Genomic DNA, 16,823 nt, shown 5'->3' on the forward strand with positions numbered 1-16,823 from the left:
GACATAGGCGGCGTTTGCATGGCCGCCAAGCCTCGGCTAAGCCGCCGATGCGAAAAGGACAGACGATGAGCGATACCGTCAGCTTTGGATATGAAGAGGTTGCCCCGGAGGAGAAAACCCGCCGCGTGGGCGACGTTTTCCGTTCTGTGGCAAAGCGTTACGACATCATGAATGATCTGATGTCGGCCGGCATGCACCGGGTGTGGAAGGATGATTTCGTCCGCCGGGTAAACCCGCGCACCGGCGAGGACATTCTCGACATGGCCGGCGGCACCGGGGACATCGCGTTCCGGATGGAAAAGTCTGGCGCCAATGTAACGGTGGCCGATATCAACCCCGCCATGCTGGAAGTGGGCATGGAGCGGGCGGCCGAAAAGGGCCTGACCAGCCTCATCTGGCGCGAGGAGAATGCGGAAACCCTGAGTTTTCCAAGCTTTAGCTTTGATGCCTACACCATTGCCTTTGGCATCCGCAACGTCACCGATATTCCGGCAGCCCTGAAGGAAGCGCATCGCGTGCTGCGTTATGGCGGGCGCTTCTTCTGCCTGGAATTTTCCAGCACGACTTGGCCCGGTTTCGCTGAAGTCTATGATATCTATTCGGAAAAACTGGTGCCGCGCATTGGGGAAATGGTGGCCAAGGATGGCGAGAGCTACCGCTATCTGATCGAATCGATTCGGCGCTTTCCCAAGATGCCGGAATTCGCCGCGATGATCGCCGCGGCCGGTTTCTCCCAGGTCAAATACACGCCGATCCTGGGCGGCGCGGTCGCCATACATTCGGGATGGAAGGTCTGATTTGATCGCCATCGTCCACCTGTGGCGGCTGTTGAAATGGGGCCGGCGGCTGGCGCGCAGTGGCGGGCTGCGTCCGTTTGAGGACCGGCGGCTGCCGTTTGCTGTACGGCTGCTGGCGAAAGTCGCGCGCTTCGGTACTGGCGCCCCCGCCACCCCCGATTTCGCTGCCGGCCTCGCCTCGGTTGGCCCCGCCGCCATCAAATTGGGCCAGGCGCTCGCCACCCGCCCCGATCTGATCGGATTGGAAGCTGCCACCGATCTGGCCCGCCTCCAGGACGCCGTCCCCCCCGCCCCGTTCAGCACGATCGAGCCCATCCTGAACGGCATTTATGGCGGCGACTGGAAAACCCAGTTCCAGTCGATTGAACCCGAAGCGATTGGTGCCGCCTCCATCGCCCAGGTCCACAAGGGCGTCACGTCGGATGGCCGCACCGTTGCCATCAAGCTGCTGCGCCCCGGCATCGAGGCCGAAGTGTCTTCGGCGCTGGCCACCTATGAATGGGGCGCCGGCCATATTGAAACACTGGGCGGCGAATTTGCCCGCCTGCGACCGCGCGCCGTTATTGCCACCTTCAAGAGCTGGATCGAAGCCGAGCTCGATCTGCGCCGCGAAGCCGCCAATGCGTCGGAATTGGGCGAGATCCTGGCCGGCGAGCCCGATTACATTGTGCCCGGCATCGATTGGCAGCGCTCCACCCGGCGCGTGCTGGTGATCGACTGGATCGACGGCGTGAAGGTGTCGGACCGGGCCGCGCTGGCTGCGCTCGATATCGACCGGCCGGCGCTGGCGCGCGTGCTGGTCAACGGCTTCCTCGCCCAGGCCATCGCCAAGGGCTTCTTCCACGCCGATCTGCACCAGGGCAATCTGTTCGTGATTCCGCCCGGCGTTGGCCGTGATGGGGGCATCGATCATGCCCGCATCGGCGTCATCGATTTCGGCATCATGGGCCGGATCAACCGCCGCGCGCGACTGTATCTGGCCGAGATCCTGCACGGCCTCGTGACCGGCAATTATGCCCGTGTCGCCGAGATTCATTTCGAAGCCGGCTATGTGCCGCCGCACCACAATCCGGCGGCCTTTGCCACGGCGCTCCGCGCTGTCGGCGAGCCGATCCGCGGTCGCCAGGCGAAGGACATCGCCATCACCGATCTGCTCGAAGGCCTGTTCTCCATCACCCGCAGCTTCGACATGCCGGTGCAGCCGCACCTGCTGCTGTTGCAGAAAACCATGGTGATGGTGGAAGGCGTCGCACTCACCATCGATCCGCACGTCAATATGTGGGAAGTGGCGGAGCCTTATGTTCGCAACTGGGTGCGCGACGAGATGGGTCCGGAAGCGGTGATCGCCGACCGGCTGGTGCTGAACGCCCGCGCGCTCAGCCAGTTGCCGCGCATCTTCCGCCAGTGGGTCGCCGAAAATCCCATGCCCGGCGCCGCCCCGCCGCAAGCGCCACTGCCGCCGCTGCCGGAGAAGAGCGTTGGCGGCTGGTCGACGCCCTGGCTACTGCTGGCGGCCGGGCTGGGCGCGGCTGCGGCTGTTTTGCTGAGCTGAAATCAGCCTCCACCGCTTGCACCCCGCGCGCGTTCAGCCTATGGCCGCGCCCATGAAAGCCACCGTCACCGTCACCCTGAAAAATGGCGTGCTCGACCCGCAGGGCCGGGCCATCGAATCGGCCCTGAAAGGGCTGGGTTTCGAAGGGGTGGGCGATGTCCGCGCCGGCAAGATCATCGAGCTGGAACTGGCCGACGGCACCAGCCGCGAAACGGTCGAAGCCATGGCTCGCCAGCTGCTCGCCAACACCGTGATCGAGAATTTCCGGATCGAAATGCCGTGAAGGCCGCGGTCATCGTCTTCCCCGGTTCCAACTGCGATCGGGATCTGGCCGATGCCATCACCAAGGTGACCGGCACCGCGCCCCAGATGGTGTGGCACGCCGAAACCAGCCTGCCCGAAGGCCTTGATTTCATCGGCATCCCCGGCGGCTTTTCCTATGGCGATTATCTGCGCTCCGGCGCCATGGCGGCGCGCTCGCCGGTGATGCAGGCCGTGGTCCAGGCAGCCGGCGAAGGCCGCACGGTGCTGGGCATCTGCAACGGCTTCCAGGTGCTCACCGAAACCGGCCTGCTGCCCGGCGCCTTGATGCGCAACGCCGGCCTCAACTTCGTCTGCCGCGAAGTCCGGCTCGAAGTGGTCAACAGCCAGTCCATCTTCACCAGCCGCTATGCCGCCGGCGAAACGGTGACCATCCCCGTCGCCCACCACGACGGCAATTATTTCGCCGACGAAGACACGCTGAACCGCCTTGAAGGCGAAGGCCGCGTCGCCTTTCGCTACGCCGAACCCGTCAACGGCTCGGCCCGCGCCATCGCCGGCATTCTCAACGACGCCGGCAACGTGCTCGGCATGATGCCCCACCCGGAACGGCTGATCGAAGACCCCCAGGGCGGTACCGATGGCCGGCGGATGTTCGAAGCGGTTCAGGCCGCGCTGGGTTAAGCCCAACGGGGCCTCCGGCGGGCAGGGACTCGTCCCTGCACCCGTTCGTTATCAGTCGCGCCTCTCCCACCAGCGCCCATCTTGCAGGCGTAGGCCAAAAAAACAAACGGGTGCAGGGTCTGCGACCCTGCCCGCCGGAGGCCCTATTTCCGCTTGTCTCTGCCGCCGCGCTCCCGCACCGTGGCGGCGGGAGGCCACCATGCACACACGTCGTCAGATGCTCGCGCTCGCTGGCGCAGCCACCTTGATTCCGCACGGTCTGCGCGCCCAGCCGCTGCCTGATCAGCTCGTGCTGCTCGGCACCGGCGGCGGCCCGACTCCGAAAGCCTTGCGGGCTGCGCCGAGCATGGCGTTGATGATTGGCGGGCAACTCCACATCATTGATGCCGGCAATGGCGTGGCGCGGCAGGCGGCGTTGGCGGGGTTGCCGCTGAAGAATCTGGCGCAGATGTGGATCACGCATCTGCACAATGATCATGTGGCCGATGCCTTCACCCTGCCGTGGCTGGCGTGGAGTGGGGCGTTGACCACGCCGGTGACGGTGCATGGGCCGCGGGGCATGAAGCAGATGGCGCGGGATTGGCTGCGCTTTGCGCGCGTGGATATCGAGACGCGCATGGCGGATGAAGGCCGGCCGGATTTGCGCAAGATGATCAGCGTGGCCGAAGTCGCACCGGGCGTATTGCTGGAAAGTGCGGGCCTGAAGGTGACGGCGGCGCGGGTGGAGCATCCGCCGTTGGTTGACAGCTTCGCCTATCGCTTTGACTGGGCGGGCAAATCGGTGGTGTGGTCGGGCGATACGCGGCCGTGCCAAGCGCTGATCGATCTGGCGCGGGGGGCGGATTTCCTGGTGCAGGAAGTGATGTATCTGCCGGCGATGGAGCGGCTGATTGCCTCTGAATCGAATGCGCCAACCTTGCGCGCGCATCTGCTGGCCAGCCACACGTTGGCGGAACAGGCTGGCGAGATCGCGGCGGCGGCGGGCGTGAAGACGCTGGTGCTCAGCCATTTCGTGCCGGGCGGCGATGCCAGCGTGACCGATGACATGTGGCAGACGGCGGCTGCCAAGGCGTTTGCAGGCCGCATCATCGTTGGCCGCGATTTGTTGCGCCTGATGCTGTGATGGCGGCGCTGCCGGTGGGTGGCGGGGTCTGATTGGAAATCCATTCTTAACGGCTGCGATTCTCCCGGTTTGCGTCAGGAGATGCGTCCATCCTGGTGCGAATCTCCGCCGGGGTGGGCAGACGTGTTTTGCAAAATCAACAGCTTGGCGGAATCGACGCCAAGGGCTTGCCGGAAACGCAATCTTTGCTTAATAATATTGAAAGGAACGTGTATTGTTCCTCGGTTCAGGGAGGCTTAGACGCAGATGGCCAGTGTCCCACATGACGTGCTCGCGACTGGCAACAGGCTTTCGGGGAAAACGACCGTGTACAGCCCGGCCCTCAGCGTTACCGCTCCCCCCGCGCCGATGTCGCTGGCTGGCATTGCTCTGATGCCGCTGATGGCGGTGATCTGGCTGGTGATGGCCGCTGTGTCCGTTGTGATGCTGGCAGCGATGCTTGTGATTGATGCCGGCGCCTTCCTGGCGCGCGGTGGCCGCCCGAACCCGGCGCAGACAACCCGTCGCCGCATCGCGCTGATGCCCAGCCTGTTCTGACATCAGCCGGTTTTCAGGCCGCCATTTTTCACATCGCCCGTGTTCACACCTTCGTCTTGAACGGGGTGAAATCCGTGCCGGTGTCATAGACATCCAGGCCTTCGACGGCCTTGAACCACGCCACCACGCGATAGGTGACGGGCGTGAGCAGCGCTTCCCACAGGACCTTGAGCGCATAGTTGGTGGCCATCACGCTGAACACCAGCGCCGGTTCCCAGATCCCCCAGAAGGCCAGCGGATAAAAGATCAGGCTGTCCACGCCCTGCCCAACCACGGTCGAGCCGATGGTTCGCGTCCACAACATGCGGCCGTTGGTGAGCAGTTTCATGCGGGCGAGGACGAAGGCATTGGCCATTTCACCGGCCCAGAAGGCCAAGATGGAAGCCAGGAAGATGCGCGGAACCTGACCGAACACCTCGGCCAGTGCGGCCTGGCCTTTCCAGCTCGGATCGGGCGGCAATGAGACCACGACAAAGCTCATGGTGGCAGCGAAGATCGAGGCGGCAAAACCCACCCACACCACGCGCCTGGCCCGGGCATAGCCATAGACTTCGGTGAGCACGTCGCCGAGCACATAGGAGAGCGGGAAGAACAATATGCCGGCCCCGAACGTGACCGTGCCCCAGATCGGTACGTCCACCTGCGCCGGCTTGCTCGCACCGATCAGGTTGGAACAGATCAGGATGACGGCAAAGGCCGCCATGCAGAAATCATAATAGCGCAATTGCCGGCCGGCCAGCGCATCGGCCGCCACAGCGCGAACGCCAGTGGGTTCATGGGCGGCGGCTGCGTCCAGCAGGGCCTTGGCTTCGGGATCCATCGACATGAACTGCACCATAGGCGGCCCGTCTGGCCGGCGGAAGGTGCCGGATGACGCAGCTTATTTGTTCACTTTTCGTTCTATTTGTGTTATCCGAGAATAATGGCTGATTCGCTGCCTCTGCGTTGGCTCTACCTCGATCTCAACAGCTATTTCGCCAGCGTTGAGCAGCAGATGAACCCGGCCCTGCGCGGCCGGCCGGTGGTGGTGGCGCCGGTGATGACCGACAGCACCAGCGCAATTGCGGCAAGTTACGAGGCGAAAGCATATGGCATCCGCACCGGCACCAAGATCTGGCAGGCGAAAGCCATGTGCCGCGATGTCGTGATCGTGCCCGGCCGCCATGATGATTATGTGCGTTTTCACCACAAGGTGATCGACGAAGTGAACCGGCACGTCCCGGTGACCAACATCTGTTCCATCGACGAGGTGGCGTGCCGCCTGATGGACAACGAGAACAGCCCGGCCGCGGTTGCCGCCCTCGCAACGGCGATCAAGGCCGGGCTGAACGCCAATGTGGGCGAATGCCTCACCGCCTCCATTGGCGTTGCCTCCAACCGGCTGCTGGCCAAGATGGCAGCCGACATGAAGAAGCCCGACGGGCTGACCATTCTGACCGAGGATATACGCCGCGCCCGGCTGGAGCGGTTGCCGCTTTCGGACATTCCCGGCGTGGGCCGGGCGATGGAAAAGCGGCTGGCCGCAGCCGGTCTGGTGACGATGGCGCAATTGCTGGCGATGAGCCCGGCCCAGGCGCGCGGGGCTTGGGGCAGCGTGTGGGGGGAACGGCTGCACCGGCAGTTGCAGGGGCACGAAGTGGCCGATGTGGAAACCCAGCGGCGCAGCATCGGCCACAGCCATGTGCTGGGGCCGGAGAAGCGCCAACTGCCGGTGGCGCGGCTGGTGGCGCGACGGCTGGTGATGAAGGCCGGCACCCGCCTGCGCCGCGCCGACAGCCGCGCCGGATGGCTGGGCCTGTTCGTGAAGGGCGAGGTGCGCGGCACGAAATGGAAAGCCGGGGTGAAGCTGGGCCAGGTGATGGATTCGATCAGCCTGGTCGAAGCGATGGAGGGCCTGTGGGCGCGCATGGCGGCGGAATTCCCGCATCGCCGCTTGTTGCAGGTGGGCGTAGTTCTGGCCGAACTGACTCCGGCCAACGCCGCGCAGGCCGATCTGTTTGATTCAAACGCGCTGCTGTGCGCCCGCACCGATGCAAAGCGGCTGGCGTTGAGCGAAGCGATGGACCGGATGAACCAGCGTTTCGGCCGCGATGCCGTCACCCTGGGCCACCATGACGGTGGCGCCACACGGTCGCGCGGGCCGGCGATTGCCTTCACCCGCATCCCGGAACTAGCAGAGTTCCACGAATAAACGGGATCACACCGCCTTTGAATGGCGCTGCGGGGCCTTCAGATGCGCATCGAAGGCCGATGCGATCAGCCGCGCATAGGGCCAGCCATCGGGCGTGAGCGCCACCTGCCGGCCATGCAGCCGCACCAATCCGCGCGCCGCGTGCCTTGCGAGTTGGGGCAGCGCGTCGGCCAGCGGTTCCGGAACATCCACCATGCCATCACACAACAGGCGGGCAATCACGTCACTGCGTTGGGCATCATCGGCGTTCACCGCCACACCGCGCGTGCCGGCCAGCTGCCCGGCGTTCACGGCGGCCTCCCACTGACCCAGATGCTTTTCATTCTGCACGATCAGGCCAGAGAACTGGCTGATCGCGGTCGCCCCCAGCCCGATCACGGCCTCGCCGGCCTGCGTGGCATAACCCTGGAAATTGCGGATCATCTCGCCATCCGCTGCGGCCCGGGCCAGGCTGTCATCCGGCAGCGCAAAATGATCGAAACCGATGGCGGCATAGCCTGCCGCCGTGAACAGCCGGTGGGCCGCCTTGCTCATGGCAAAACGCGCCGCGGCACCCGGCAGATCGAGATCAGAGATCATCCGCTGACGGGCAATGGCCGACGGCATGTGGGCATAACCGAACACTGCCACCCGGTCGGGTTTCAGCAGCAATGCCTGTTCGATGGTTTCGGTGAGATCGACAACGCTCTGGCCGGGCAAGCCATACATCAGGTCGAAATTGATCGCCTTGATGCCGGCTCCGCGGAACTGGTCCACGGCGGTCATGATGGTGTCGAGGGGTTGGATGCGGTTGATGAGTTTCTGCAGGTGCGGCGCGAACGTCTGCACACCCAGGCTGATGCGGTTGACGCCGGCAGCCGACAGCACCTTGGCATCGCCCGGTTGTATGGCGCGCGGATCAAGCTCCATGGCGATTTCGGCGCCGTCTGCCACGTCGAACTGGGCGCGCAACGCCGCGATGATGCGGGCCAGCACGGGCGCGGCCAAAGCGTTGGGACTGCCGCCGCCAAACTGCACGGCGATCACCCGGCCCTTCATCAGGCTGGCCGCCGTGGCGATTTCGGCCAGCAGCGCCTTTTCATAGCGCTTCAGCCGGTCATTGGCGGCCACGCCGGTGTTGCAGCCGCAATACCAGCAGATCTGCCGGCAGAACGGCACATGGAGATAAAGCGACACCGGCGCACCCGCAGGGATGGCGGCGAGCGCCTGGCCCTGCTCGCCCGCGCCCACGCCTTCGTGGAATTGCGCTGCCGTGGGGTAGCTGGTGTAGCGCGGCACGGGCTGCGCGGCGAGATCGGGATGGAATATAGCCATGGCGGGATTGTATGGCCGCCGTGGCTGTGCCGGCGTTGATCTGGATCAATCCATAAGGGATGAACTCAGTGCAGCTTCAGCTTGGGCCGCACCACCTGGTTCACATGGCCCATCAGGATCAGGAACAGGCCCTTTAGCCAACCGTGGATGGCGATCAGGTGCATGCGATAGAGCGAGGTGTAGACAAAGCGCGCCAGCCGGCCTTCGATGGCCATCTTGCCGCCCACCAGATTGCCCATCAGGCTGCCCACGGTGGAATAGCGGGCGAGGCTGACCAATGAGCCCTTGTCCTCATAGACGAACGGGCGCAGCGGCTTGGCTGCGATCAGCGCGTTGATGTTGCGGAACACCGTTTGCGCCATCTGGTGCGCGGCCTGGGCGCGCGGCGGGATCGGGCGGGTTTCGCCCGGCGGGGTGTAGCTGGCGCAATCGCCGATGGCGAAGATGCGATCATCCAATGTTGTCTGCAGCGTGTCCTTCACCAGCAGCTGGTTGTTGCGGGTGGTTTCCAGCCCGCCGATGCCGTTCAGGAACTCGGCCCCCTTCACGCCGGCCGCCCACACGCGGATATCGGCCGGGATGATGTTGCCATCCTTCACATGGATCGCCTCGGGCGTGGCGGCCACCACCTGCGTGCCGGGCCGCACATGCACGCCCAGATTTTCCAGTTCGGCATGGGCGGCTGCGGCGAGCTTTTCCGGCAGCAGCGGCAGGATGCGCGGCCCGGCTTCCAGCAGCGTTACCTGCAGGCGCTGGCGATCGAACACTTCCAGCCCGTAATAGCCCAGCGCATCGGCCGCCGAATACAGCTCGGCCGCCAGTTCCACGCCGGTGGCGCCGCCGCCAACGATCACCACTTTCACTGTGGCATCGCTGGCCGGATCGGCGACCATCTGGCGCGACACGCGCAGGCACTGGTTGAGCAGTTTGCGGCGGAAGCGATCAGCATCGATGCGGCTTTCCAGCGCCAGGCAATGATCCTTCACACCGGCGATGCCGAAATCATTGGAAACGCTGCCCACCGCCAGCACCAGATAATCATAGCGGATGCGGTGGCGGCCGATCACTTCGCTGCCATCTTCGTCGCGGATCGGCGCGATGATCACCTGCTGCGCCTCGCGGTCGATGGCTTCCAGCGCGCCATCGAAATAACGATAGCCCCAGCGATAGGCGTGGCCGCGATAGCCGACCTCATCCAGATTGGCATCCAGGCTTCCAGCCGCCACTTCGTGCAGCAGCGGCTTCCAGATATGGGTGGGGTTGCGATCGACCAGGATGATGTCGAAATCCTGGCGCGGAAAATGCGCGCCCAGCTTGGTGACAAGCTCCAGCCCGCCAGCGCCGCCGCCCACGACGACAATCTGCGTTTTCTTCCCGTCTGCGCGCGTGCGTGGCATGGCGGCCCTTCAAGCTGTTGCACCGCGTCATAGCCGGGGTGCGCCGATTGCGGAAGGTGCGGATGGCGCAGATGTGAATTTGCAGCGCCGCGCGCCGCGAAGTGCATCACGCCATGGCGTCGTAACAAATTCGCGCCGTCCCTATTGACGCCAGTGGCAGTTGCCGCCTTGTTGGCGTTGCGCTGCACCACAGGGCGGCTGGGGACGAAACGATGCTCAACATCCTTCTGGCGCTGCTGGCGCTCGCCGCGGCGTTCAATGGCGTGGCGCTGCTGCGCGCGGCCATCGCGCAGCGGTTGTGGCCGCGCACGGAAGCGTTGCTGCTGGGCGCGGTGGTCAATTTCCTCGACACGCTGGGCATCGGATCGATGGCACCTGCCATGGCCTGGTTCAAGTTCCGCAAGCTGGTGCCCGATCACCTGATCCCGCAGACGATGATCACCGGGCTGACCCTGCCCACGATGGTGGAGGGGTTGATCTTCCTCAGCCTGCTGGGCGTGGGGGTGGATCCCGTGCTGCTGGTGGGCAGCATCATCACATTTCTGGCCGGTGGTTGGGCCGGCCTGCCGCTGATCGCCCGCGCCCGGGCCTGGGTCGTGCAGGGCGTGGTGGGCCTTGCGCTCCTGATCGCGGCGGTGTTTTTTCTGCTGTCCAATCTCGATCTGATGCCGGTGGGCGGCACGGCGACCAGCCTGCCACTCGGCCTGACCATCGTGGCCATTGCCGCCAGTTTCGGATTTGGTGTGCTGATCAATTTCGGCATCGGCAATTATGCGCCAACGCTGGCCATGCTCAGCCTGATGGGGCTTGATCCGCGCCTGTGCTTCCCGATCATGGCCGCCAGCGCCTCCTTTGCGGCGGCGGGCATTGCGACGCATCACATCAAGGCCGGCAAGATCGATCTGCGGATTCCCCTGGCCATGGTGCTGGCCGGCATCCCGGCCGTGCTGGTCGCGGCGTTCATCGTGAAAGAACTGCCACTGGCGCCGCTGAAATGGCTGGTTTCGGTGGTGATCAGCTATACCGGCATTGTCATGCTGCGATCCGCAGCCATTGGCCGCCGGGCCGAAGCGGAAAATGCAGCAGCGCCTCCCGCTGCGACATGACAAAGCTGCCGCCGCAGGCTATGCGCGCGCCATGAGCCAGATCACCGCCCAAGTTGTCGCCACCCACGGCTTCACGCCCGAAGAATATGAGCGCGTGCTCGCCGCCATGGGGCGGGAGCCGAACCTGCTCGAACTCGGCATCTTCTCGGTAATGTGGTCCGAACATTGCAGCTACAAATCCAGCCGCATGCATCTCGCCAAGCTGCCCACAAAGGCGCCGTGGGTGATCTGCGGCCCGGGCGAGAATGCCGGCGTGATCGACATCGGTGATGGGGACGCCGCCATCTTCAAGATGGAGAGCCACAACCACCCCAGTTACATTGAGCCTTATCAGGGCGCGGCCACCGGCGTTGGAGGCATTTTGCGCGACGTGTTCACCATGGGCGCGCGGCCGGTGGCCAACATGAACGCGCTGCGCTTTGGCGACATCAACGCGCCCAAGATGCGCCATCTGGTGAAGGGCGTCGTTGCCGGCATTGGCGGTTACGGCAATTGCGTTGGCGTGCCGACCGTGGGCGGGGAGACGATCTTCCACCCCAGCTACAACGGCAACATCATCGTGAATGCGATGACCGTGGGCATCGCCAAGGCGGACAAGATTTTTTATTCGGCCGCTGCCGGCGTCGGCAATCCGGTGGTCTATGTCGGTTCCAAGACCGGACGCGACGGCATCCACGGTGCCACCATGGCCAGCGCCGAATTCGACGAGAACAGCGAGGAAAAGCGCCCGACCGTGCAAGTGGGCGACCCCTTCACCGAAAAATTGCTGATCGAAGCCTGCCTGGAACTGATGGCATCGGATGCGATCGTGGCCATTCAGGACATGGGCGCGGCGGGCCTGACCAGTTCATCGGTGGAAATGGCGTCGAAGGGCGGCGTGGGCATAAGGCTTGATCTGGACAAGGTGCCGTGCCGCGAAACGGCCATGACGCCCTATGAAATGATGCTGTCGGAATCCCAGGAGCGGATGCTGATGGTGCTGAAACCGGGCCGCGAGGATTTCGCGCAGGCGATCTTCAAGAAGTGGGAACTGGATTTCGCGGTAATCGGCGAAGTCGTCGAAGGCGGCGATCTGACCATGACCTTCCACGGCGACGTGGTGGGCCGCATCCCGCTCGACCCGCTGGCAGACGCCGCACCGAAATATGACCGGCCGCATGTGCCGACGCCCAAGCGCAGCCCCCTGACCGATGTGCCGGCCAGTGCCAATATCGTGGCCGATCTGAAGACATTGCTCGGTAGTGCCGATCTGTGTTCACGCCGCTGGATCTGGGAACAATATGATTGCCAGGTTGGCGCCGACACGCTGCAGCGCCCGGGCGGCGATGCCGCCGTGGTGCGGGTGCATGGCACGAAGAAGGCGCTGGCCATCGCCACCGATTGCACGCCGCGTTACTGCTTTGCCGATCCGTTTGAGGGCGGCAAACAGGCCGTGGCGGAGACCTGGCGCAACATCGTGGCGGTGGGCGGCAAGCCGCTGGCCATCACCAACTGCCTGAACTTTGCCAGCCCGCAGAACCCGGTGATCATGGGCCAGCTGGTCGGCTGCATCGAGGGCATGGCCGAAGCCTGCCGGGCGTTGGACTATCCGGTCGTGTCGGGCAACGTCAGCCTCTACAACGAGAGCAAGGCGACCGGCGGCGGCAACGCCATTCTGCCGACGCCGGCGATTGGCGGGGTTGGCCTGCTCGCCGATTACGACAAGCAGATGGATCTGGCCTTCAAGGCGGCCGGCGACGTGATCTGGCTGATCGGCGGAGCAGGTTCGCACCTCAGCCAGTCGCTGTGGCTGCGCGAATGCCATGGCCGTGAAGACGGTCCACCGCCGGTGGTTGATCTGGCCGCAGAGCGTGCAGCCGGCGACAAGGTCGCGGCGCTGATCGCGACGGGGACGGTGAATGCCGTGCACGATCTTTCGGATGGCGGCCTGGCCGTGGCGGTGGCCGAAATGGCGATGGCCAGCGGGCTGGGCGCAATTGTTGAGGGGGCTCTGGCTGCCGCGTCGGCGTTCGGCGAGGACCAGGGCCGTTACCTCGTCACCGCACCAGCCGGCGTTGTCATCGACGGCGCCATGCGCATCGGCACGGTGGGCGGTGATGCGCTGGTGCTGAACGGCGAAACAGTGACGCTGGCCGAACTGAAGCGCACCCATGAAGCGACGCTGCCGGCGATGATCAAAGGCTGATTTTGAGGCTGATTGCCGCCAAAGCGTAACCGAGTCATGTTCTCCTTGGGTCGCCAAGACGGGAGAATCGCAGATGGGCATGCTGGATGATCTGCTGGCGCAGGCTGGCGGGAATATCGATATCGCCGGGCTGGCCGGCAAGGCCGGGCTCGATCCGGCCATGGTGGAAGGCGCGTTGGGGCAGCTGCTGCCGCAGATCGCCGATCCGGGCATGAACAATGCCGCCGCTGTCGCCGACGTGGCGGGCAAGACCGGGCTTGATGCCGGCGCACTGGGCGCGCTGCTGCCGCAGTTGCTGCAGGCCGTTCAGGGTGCCGGCGGCAAGGGCGGCGTGCTGGAGGAGGTGATGGCCGGCCTGGGCGGCCAGAGTGGCGGCGGCATGTTGGGCCAGGTGGCGGGAATGCTGGACCGGGACGGCGACGGCAACCCGATCAACGACATCATGGGCATGTTCGGCAAGAAGTGAGCCGCTCTTGTAATTCCGGCGGCCGGGGCCAGATTCACTGATGATCGCGGCTCCCGGCCGCCGGAGTATCAGCTGAATTGACCAATCGCGTCTCTGCCCCTTCGTCTCTTGCTGGTTTGAGCCCGCATGACCGTGCCCGCGCGCGAATCGTGGCGCTGGAGCATCTGCTGGAAGGGTTGATCAAGCTGCCGCTGATCGGACGGCGCGTCGGGCTGGACGCCATCATCGGCCTCGCACCCGGCGTGGGCGATGCCGCCACGGCCGCACTTGGCCTCTACCTGATCTGGGAAGCCCGCAATCTCGGCGCGTCGCGCGGCACATTGCTGCGCATGCTGGCCAATGTCGGCGTGGATACGGCGATCGGCAGCGTGCCGATTGCCGGCGACCTGTTCGACCTGTTTTTCCGGTCGAACAGCCGCAACCTGAAACTGGTCAAGCGGCTGCTGGACCAGAGCTGATCAGGCGAAATCCAGACCGATATCGGCGGCCGGCGCGCTCTGGGTGATGCGGCCGACGCTGATGTAGGTGACGCCGGTTTCAGCAATGGCGCGAATGGTCTGCAGATTGACACCGCCACTAGCTTCGGTTGGCACCCGGCCGGCGATCAGCGCCACGGCGGCGCGAAGCGTGTCCGGCCCCATATTGTCGAGCAGCAGCCGATCGGCACCCGCGGCCAGCGCCGGCGGAATCTGGTCCAGCCTATCCACCTCGACAACGATGCCCTGCAGCCCGGCGGCCTTGGCCGCCCGCACCGCTGGCTCCACCCCGCCAGCAACGGCGATGTGATTGTCCTTGATCATTACGCCGTCATCCAGCCGCATGCGGTGGTTGGTGGCGCCGCCCATCCGGGTGGCGTATTTTTCCAGCGCACGCAGGCCAGGCAGGGTCTTGCGCGTATCGAGCAGCACGGCACCAGTGCCGGCGATGGCATCGACATATTGCCGCGTCATCGTGGCGATGCCGGTGAGGTGCTGCACGGTGTTGAGCGCCGAGCGTTCGGCGGTGAGAAGGGCGCGGGCGTTGCCCTCGATGCGCATCAGGTCGGCGCCGGCCGGCACGGCATCGCCATCGCTGGCCAGCATGGTGATGGTGCAGGCGGGATCGAGCGCGCGGAAAAAGGCAGCGGCCAGTGGCAGACCCGCCACCACCACCGGATCACGGCTGTCCATCACCGCCGTCAGCCGCGCATCAGCCGGGATGACGGCGGCTGACGTGATGTCCCCGCCTGCCCCCATGTCCTCGGCCAGCGTCGCGCTGACGAAGGCCGCCGTATCGAACCCGTCAATCACCGCGCACCGGCACGGCCGAGACATTGCCCGCCATTTCCAGCATGCGATCAAGGCTGCGCTTGGCCTTCACCCGCACGTCTTCCGGCACTTCGATCTGCGGCGTGAGATCACGCAGGGAGAGATAGAGTTTCTCCATCGTGTTGAGCGCCATGTAGGGGCACATGTTGCAGCCGCAGTTGCCGTCGGCGCCCGGCGCGCCGATGAAATTCTTGTGCGGGGCGGCCTTCTGCATCTGGTGGATGATGTTGGGCTCGGTCGCCACGATCACGGTGGGTTCGGGGGAGTTCAGCGCGTAATTCAATATGCCGCTAGTGGCGCCGATATAGTGCGCCAATTCCAGGATAGCGGCCGGGCATTCGGGGTGGGCCAGCACGGGCGCTGCCGGATGCTGGGCCTTCAGCTTGAGCAATTCGGTGACCGAGAATTTCTCGTGCACCATGCAGGTGCCATCCCACAACAGCATGTCGCGCCCGGTCTTGCGGTTGAGCCAGGCACCCAGGTGCTTGTCGGGCGCGAACAATATCTTCTGATCGGCGGGCAGCTGGTTGATGATTTTTTCGGCCGACGACGACGTGACGATGATGTCGCTCTCTGCCTTCACCGCCGCCGAACAGTTGATGTAGGTGAGGCTGATGTGATCCGGGTGCGCGCGGCGGAACTTGGCGAAGGCTTCAGGCGGGCAGCTGTCTTCCAGCGAGCAGCCAGCCTTCAGATCGGGCAGAATCACGGTCTTCTGTGGGGAAAGGATTTTCGCCACTTCAGCCATGAACTTCACGCCGCAGAAGGCGATGACATCGGCATCGGTGGCAGCGGCCTTCTTCGACAGATCAAGGCTGTCACCAACGAAATCGGCGATGTCCTGGATTTCGGGCGCCTGATAATAATGCGCGAGGATGACTGCGTTGCGTTCCTTGCGCAGGCGGTTGATTTCCGCCTTCACATCGATGGCAGCACCGCCGCCGAGCATGTTCAATCGCGCGTCCATCAGACAACACTCCAGTCTTCGCCGGCACGGCTCACTTTCCCACGCCGTTCCAGATCAATGAGATGAGCGAGCACGCTGCGCCCGGCGGCCGGATGCAGGCGCTTGTCCACCATGGCATACATCGCCGCTACCATCTGCGGGATGGTCACCAGCCCTTCGCCGATGGCGCGCAGCACCTGGGTTTCGCGCTGGCGGCGGTGGCCAAGCAGATGCTTCACGAAGCGCTGCGGATCGGTGACCGGCTCGCCGTGGGTGGGGTGATAGATGGCGTCGTCGCGGGTCAGGAGTTTCTGCAAACTGGCCATGTAATCGGCCATGTCGCCATCGGGCGGCGCGACCACGGTGGTGCTCCAGCCCATGACATGGTCGCCGGTGAACAACGCCTTTTCCTCCGCCAGCGCGAAGCAGAGGTGATTGCTGGTGTGACCGGGGGTGTGGATGGCGGTGAGTGTCCAACCGGGGCCGGAGACGCTCTCGCCGTCGGCCAGCACGCGATCGGGCGCGTAGGTGGCATCGAACCCGGCATCGGCGCGCGGGCCATCGTCGCTCAGCACCAGCGGCGCGCAGCCCACAATGCTGGCGCCGGTCGCGGCCTTCAGGGCCGGCGCGGCGGGCGAATGGTCCATGTGGGTGTGGGTGATGACGATGTGGCTAACCGTCTCGCCAACCAGCGCATCGATCAGGGCGCGGATGTGCGCCGGCTCAGCCGGGCCGGGATCAATCACCGCCACGGTGCCGCCGGGCTGGCCGACCACGAAGGTGCCGGTACCGGTGAAGGTGAACGGCGACGGATTGCGCGCCAGCAACCGGCGCACCAGCGGGGAACGCGGCACGAGCAGGCCATAAACGGCGCTGTCGGGGTGGCTGGCGAGATCCATGCCTCCCATGTGGCAGCGCCGCCGCGCGATGTGAAGGGCGGATAAGCAACAACCCGGC

Annotated in this window: 17 protein-coding genes; 11 read left to right on the forward strand and 6 right to left on the reverse strand. The window is 64.8% G+C overall.

Annotated elements, in window-relative coordinates:
* Window positions 1–65 precede the first annotated feature (65 nt).
* The 6 genes from G566_RS0108690 (at window position 66) to G566_RS0108715 (ending at window position 4,954) form a co-directional block, all read left to right on the forward strand.
* Window positions 66–797: a class I SAM-dependent methyltransferase gene (locus G566_RS0108690; protein WP_022680283.1), complete on the forward strand. Its 732-nt coding sequence runs from the start codon at window positions 66–68 to the stop codon at window positions 795–797.
* Between the two features lies 1 nt (window position 798).
* On the forward strand, window positions 799–2,349 hold the full coding sequence (locus G566_RS0108695; RefSeq protein ID WP_022680284.1) for an AarF/UbiB family protein: 1,551 nt from the start codon (window positions 799–801) through the stop codon (window positions 2,347–2,349).
* 52 nt (window positions 2,350–2,401) lie between these two features.
* Window positions 2,402–2,632 (forward strand): phosphoribosylformylglycinamidine synthase subunit PurS, encoded by a 231-nt coding sequence (gene purS / locus G566_RS0108700; RefSeq protein WP_029131452.1) that lies wholly within the window; start codon window positions 2,402–2,404, stop codon window positions 2,630–2,632.
* Window positions 2,629–3,294 carry a phosphoribosylformylglycinamidine synthase subunit PurQ gene (gene purQ / locus G566_RS0108705; RefSeq protein ID WP_022680286.1) on the forward strand — a complete coding sequence of 222 codons (666 nt, stop codon included), beginning with the start codon at window positions 2,629–2,631 and terminating at the stop codon, window positions 3,292–3,294. The genes purS and purQ overlap by 4 nt, the downstream gene beginning before the upstream one ends.
* Window positions 3,295–3,493: 199 nt before the next feature.
* Complete coding sequence (locus G566_RS0108710) at window positions 3,494–4,417, forward strand: MBL fold metallo-hydrolase (protein ID WP_084706824.1); 924 nt, start codon at window positions 3,494–3,496, stop codon at window positions 4,415–4,417.
* A 306-nt stretch (window positions 4,418–4,723) separates the two neighbouring features.
* Window positions 4,724–4,954, forward strand: a complete 231-nt coding sequence (locus G566_RS0108715) for a hypothetical protein (RefSeq protein ID WP_156874472.1) — start codon at window positions 4,724–4,726, stop codon at window positions 4,952–4,954.
* 43 nt (window positions 4,955–4,997) lie between these two features.
* Here the strand turns inward: G566_RS0108715 and G566_RS0108720 are convergent, their stop codons facing one another.
* Window positions 4,998–5,774, reverse strand: a complete 777-nt coding sequence (locus G566_RS0108720) for a queuosine precursor transporter (RefSeq protein ID WP_051136008.1) — start codon at window positions 5,772–5,774, stop codon at window positions 4,998–5,000.
* A 102-nt stretch (window positions 5,775–5,876) separates the two neighbouring features.
* Here G566_RS0108720 and G566_RS0108725 point away from each other — a divergent pair, with 102 nt between their 5' ends.
* Window positions 5,877–7,145, forward strand: a complete 1,269-nt coding sequence (locus G566_RS0108725) for a Y-family DNA polymerase (protein ID WP_022680290.1) — start codon at window positions 5,877–5,879, stop codon at window positions 7,143–7,145.
* Between the two features lie 6 nt (window positions 7,146–7,151).
* Here G566_RS0108725 and hemN read toward each other — a convergent pair whose 3' ends face one another.
* Window positions 7,152–8,459 (reverse strand): oxygen-independent coproporphyrinogen III oxidase, encoded by a 1,308-nt coding sequence (hemN, locus tag G566_RS0108730; protein ID WP_022680291.1) that lies wholly within the window; start codon window positions 8,457–8,459, stop codon window positions 7,152–7,154.
* A gap of 65 nt (window positions 8,460–8,524) precedes the next feature.
* Entirely contained in the window at window positions 8,525–9,856 is a 1,332-nt protein-coding gene (locus G566_RS0108735) for an NAD(P)/FAD-dependent oxidoreductase (RefSeq protein ID WP_022680292.1), read from the reverse strand.
* 212 nt (window positions 9,857–10,068) lie between these two features.
* On the opposite strand from G566_RS0108735, the gene G566_RS0108740 reads away from it, so the two are divergent.
* The 4 genes from G566_RS0108740 (at window position 10,069) to G566_RS0108755 (ending at window position 14,071) form a co-directional block, all read left to right on the forward strand.
* The gene (locus tag G566_RS0108740) at window positions 10,069–10,962 is read left to right on the forward strand and encodes a TSUP family transporter (protein WP_022680293.1); all 894 of its coding nucleotides are present in this window, start codon (window positions 10,069–10,071) and stop codon (window positions 10,960–10,962) included.
* A 31-nt stretch (window positions 10,963–10,993) separates the two neighbouring features.
* Window positions 10,994–13,147 (forward strand): phosphoribosylformylglycinamidine synthase subunit PurL, encoded by a 2,154-nt coding sequence (purL, locus tag G566_RS0108745; RefSeq protein WP_029131456.1) that lies wholly within the window; start codon window positions 10,994–10,996, stop codon window positions 13,145–13,147.
* Window positions 13,148–13,220: 73 nt separating this feature from the next.
* The gene (locus tag G566_RS0108750; protein WP_022680295.1) at window positions 13,221–13,613 is read left to right on the forward strand and encodes a hypothetical protein; all 393 of its coding nucleotides are present in this window, start codon (window positions 13,221–13,223) and stop codon (window positions 13,611–13,613) included.
* A 116-nt stretch (window positions 13,614–13,729) separates the two neighbouring features.
* Window positions 13,730–14,071 (forward strand): DUF4112 domain-containing protein, encoded by a 342-nt coding sequence (locus tag G566_RS0108755; protein ID WP_022680296.1) that lies wholly within the window; start codon window positions 13,730–13,732, stop codon window positions 14,069–14,071.
* Here the strand turns inward: G566_RS0108755 and nadC are convergent, their stop codons facing one another.
* The 3 genes from nadC to G566_RS0108770 are packed head-to-tail and all read right to left on the reverse strand — an operon-like array spanning window position 14,072 to window position 16,765.
* A complete protein-coding gene (gene nadC / locus G566_RS0108760) occupies window positions 14,072–14,926 on the reverse strand; it encodes a carboxylating nicotinate-nucleotide diphosphorylase (RefSeq protein WP_040605520.1) in 855 nt (284 codons plus the stop codon).
* Window positions 14,895–15,887 (reverse strand): quinolinate synthase NadA, encoded by a 993-nt coding sequence (gene nadA / locus G566_RS0108765; protein WP_022680298.1) that lies wholly within the window; start codon window positions 15,885–15,887, stop codon window positions 14,895–14,897. The genes nadC and nadA overlap by 32 nt, the downstream gene beginning before the upstream one ends.
* Window positions 15,887–16,765, reverse strand: coding sequence for an MBL fold metallo-hydrolase (locus G566_RS0108770; RefSeq protein WP_022680299.1), 879 nt, complete (start codon window positions 16,763–16,765; stop codon window positions 15,887–15,889). The genes nadA and G566_RS0108770 overlap by 1 nt, the downstream gene beginning before the upstream one ends.
* Window positions 16,766–16,823 lie beyond the last annotated feature (58 nt).

This window comes from Sandarakinorhabdus limnophila DSM 17366, assembly GCF_000420765.1.
Lineage (GTDB): Bacteria > Pseudomonadota > Alphaproteobacteria > Sphingomonadales > Sphingomonadaceae > Sandarakinorhabdus > Sandarakinorhabdus limnophila.

Excerpts from the sequence above, each read along its gene's own strand:
- purL (WP_029131456.1), top strand. The coding sequence starts at position 10,994 with ATGAGCCAGATCACCGCCCAAGTTGTCGCCACCCACGGCTTCACGCCC.
- G566_RS0108710 (WP_084706824.1), top strand. The coding sequence starts at position 3,494 with ATGCACACACGTCGTCAGATGCTCGCGCTCGCTGGCGCAGCCACCTTG.
- nadC (WP_040605520.1), bottom strand. The coding sequence starts at position 14,926 with ATGTCTCGGCCGTGCCGGTGCGCGGTGATTGACGGGTTCGATACGGCG.
- G566_RS0108770 (WP_022680299.1), bottom strand. The coding sequence starts at position 16,765 with ATGGATCTCGCCAGCCACCCCGACAGCGCCGTTTATGGCCTGCTCGTG.
- G566_RS0108690 (WP_022680283.1), top strand. The coding sequence starts at position 66 with ATGAGCGATACCGTCAGCTTTGGATATGAAGAGGTTGCCCCGGAGGAG.
- G566_RS0108750 (WP_022680295.1), top strand. The coding sequence starts at position 13,221 with ATGGGCATGCTGGATGATCTGCTGGCGCAGGCTGGCGGGAATATCGAT.
- nadA (WP_022680298.1), bottom strand. The coding sequence starts at position 15,887 with ATGGACGCGCGATTGAACATGCTCGGCGGCGGTGCTGCCATCGATGTG.
- G566_RS0108735 (WP_022680292.1), bottom strand. The coding sequence starts at position 9,856 with ATGCCACGCACGCGCGCAGACGGGAAGAAAACGCAGATTGTCGTCGTG.
- hemN (WP_022680291.1), bottom strand. The coding sequence starts at position 8,459 with ATGGCTATATTCCATCCCGATCTCGCCGCGCAGCCCGTGCCGCGCTAC.
- purS (WP_029131452.1), top strand. The coding sequence starts at position 2,402 with ATGAAAGCCACCGTCACCGTCACCCTGAAAAATGGCGTGCTCGACCCG.
- G566_RS0108725 (WP_022680290.1), top strand. The coding sequence starts at position 5,877 with ATGGCTGATTCGCTGCCTCTGCGTTGGCTCTACCTCGATCTCAACAGC.
- G566_RS0108720 (WP_051136008.1), bottom strand. The coding sequence starts at position 5,774 with ATGGATCCCGAAGCCAAGGCCCTGCTGGACGCAGCCGCCGCCCATGAA.
- G566_RS0108740 (WP_022680293.1), top strand. The coding sequence starts at position 10,069 with ATGCTCAACATCCTTCTGGCGCTGCTGGCGCTCGCCGCGGCGTTCAAT.